This is a genomic window from Nocardiopsis sp. NPDC055824 (genome assembly GCF_053616335.1).
The window spans coordinates 1-2,200 of record NZ_JBSHDN010000386.1 but is presented as its reverse complement, the minus strand read 5'-3'; the positions used below and the strand labels follow the sequence as shown (position 1 = coordinate 2,200).

Sequence of the window (2,200 nt, the reverse complement as noted above, 5' to 3'; positions counted from 1 at the left end):
CCCTCCGGCGGGGCGGGCGCCCGTCGGCGGGCCCCGGTCCGGACGTTCGGCCGGCCGGGGCCGCCGCCCGGGAGGAGTGACCCGCGCGCGGACCGGGGACGGGGGCCGACCGCAGCCCCGCACCTCAGCTGACGTGGACGACCGGGCGCCGTTTGGGGTCCTCCTCGGCCTCGCGGAGGATCTCCCGGGTGAACGACGCGGTCTCCCCCTCCCCCAGCACGCCGAACCTGAACAGCAGCCGGATCGGCGACCCCTCCGACCAGGCGAAGTAGCAGTGCGGAACGGCCCCGGTCCGGTCACGGAGGCACAGGAGGACCGCCGCGAGCGCGTTGGGGGCCGCCGGGCTGCGCACCCGCAGGACCCGGTGGCCGTCCACCTCCACCCCGCGCACCCGCAGGACGCTCGCGAACTCCGACGGGTGGTGCACCTCGACCTCCACGAACAGCGGCGGCGTCCGGAGCGGGATCGGGTGCAGGAGCATCTGCTCGCGCTCGATCTCCCCGTACCCGGCCGCCCCGCCGGACCCCGGCCGGTTGGCGAACAGGTGCAGCCGGCCCCGGAGCACCGCCTCCAGGGCGAACCTGACCGCCGTCTCGTCCAGGTGGACGCTGCTGGTCCGGAGTTCCGTGCTCCTCAGCGCCCGTGAGACCAGCGACACCAGGACGGTGCCGGCCACGAACGCCAGCGCTATGAGCAGCCCGTCCGGCCTGGCCGCGACGTTGTCGGCGAGCGCGTAGCCGAACACCGCCGTCAGGAACCCGAACCCGGCCACCGCCCGCCGCCGCCCCGAGCGGTGGGCGAGGATCGTCACCGCCAGGGCCGAGGTGACGAGCATGGCGAGGATCCCGGTGGCGTACGCACCCGACTGGGCGGTGACCCCCGCGTCGAAGGCCACGGTGATGGCCATCGCGACGGCCGTGTACACCAGCACCACGGGCCGCACGGCCAGTCCCCACGCGGGCGCCATCCCGTAGCGCGGCAGGTAGCGCGGCACGATGTTGATCAGGCCCGCCATGGCCGAGGCCCCGGCGAACCACAGGATGAGGACCGTGCTCACGTCGTAGAACACGCCGAACCCGTTGCCGAGCAGGTCGTACGCGAGGTAGGCGAGCACGCGGTCGGCGGCGGGCCCGCCGGGCTCCACCGCCTCCCGGGGGACCAGGACCCCGGAGACGAACGTCGTGGACAGCAGGTAGACGCTCATGACCACGGCGGCCGTGGTCAGCATGGTCCGTGTGTCGGCGATCCGCGACCGCAGGCGCTCCTGCCCGGTCCCTCCCCCCGTCCGGATCAGGGGCATCATGCTGACGCCCGTCTCGAACCCCGACAGGCCGAGGACCAGGAGGGGGAAGGCCACCAGGACGGTGGCCGCCATCGACGGGAGCCCCCGGCCGCTCCCGAGGAGCGCGCCCTCCCAGTCGGCGAGGGTCGACGGGTCCACCGCGATGCGCACCAGCGCGGCGACCACCACCACCGCGTTGAGCAGCAGGAACACCAGCACCAGGGGGACGGCGATCCGGACCGCCTCGCGGAACCCGGCCAGGAACACCGCGCCCAGGAGGGCGAGGAGGACGAGGGTGACCGGCACCGGGTGGTCGGCCACGGCGGCGGGGGTGTACGGGTTGGCGGCCAGGTGCGCGGTGGCGTCGGCGGTGGACAGGGTGATGGTGACGATCCACGACGTCGCCACGAAGCCCAGCAGGCACAGGACGAGGAACTTGCCCCTCCACTCGGGGAGCAGGTGTTCCAGCATCGCCACCGACCCCTGGCCGTGCGGGCTGCGCTCGGCCACCCTCCGGTACACGGGCAGCATCCCGCCCAGGGTGAGGACGACGATCAGCAGCGTCGCCACGGGTGAGAGGGCGCCCGCGGTGAGGATCGCGATCGCCGGGAGGTAGCTGAGGGTGGAGAAGTAGTCGACGCCGGTCAGGCACATGACCCGCCACCAGGAGTGCTGGCGCTCGGCGTGCGGCGCCGACCCCGGGCCGCCCACCTCGTCCACCCGCCTGGCCAGGAGCCACCGCGCCAGGGCGCCGCGCGCGCGGGAGCCGTCCGAGGGAGGGACCTCCCACACGTAGGGGCCGGTGTCCCCGCCGCCGGCGCGGGCGGCGCCCGTGTCCGCACCGGCGCCCCCCCCGGCCGCCCCGCCGGGCTCCCCGGCGCCCCCGCCGGGGCCCGAGCCCCCCACGGCGTTCCCCCC

Annotated in this window: 1 protein-coding gene; it reads right to left on the bottom strand. The window is 75.4% G+C overall.

Annotation, left to right across the window (positions count from 1 at the left end; genetic code table 11):
- Positions 1–124: 124 nt before the first annotated feature.
- The gene (locus ACWGL3_RS32040) at positions 125–2,074 is read right to left on the bottom strand and encodes an amino acid transporter (protein WP_452462157.1); all 1,950 of its coding nucleotides are present in this window, start codon (positions 2,072–2,074) and stop codon (positions 125–127) included.
- Positions 2,075–2,200 lie beyond the last annotated feature (126 nt).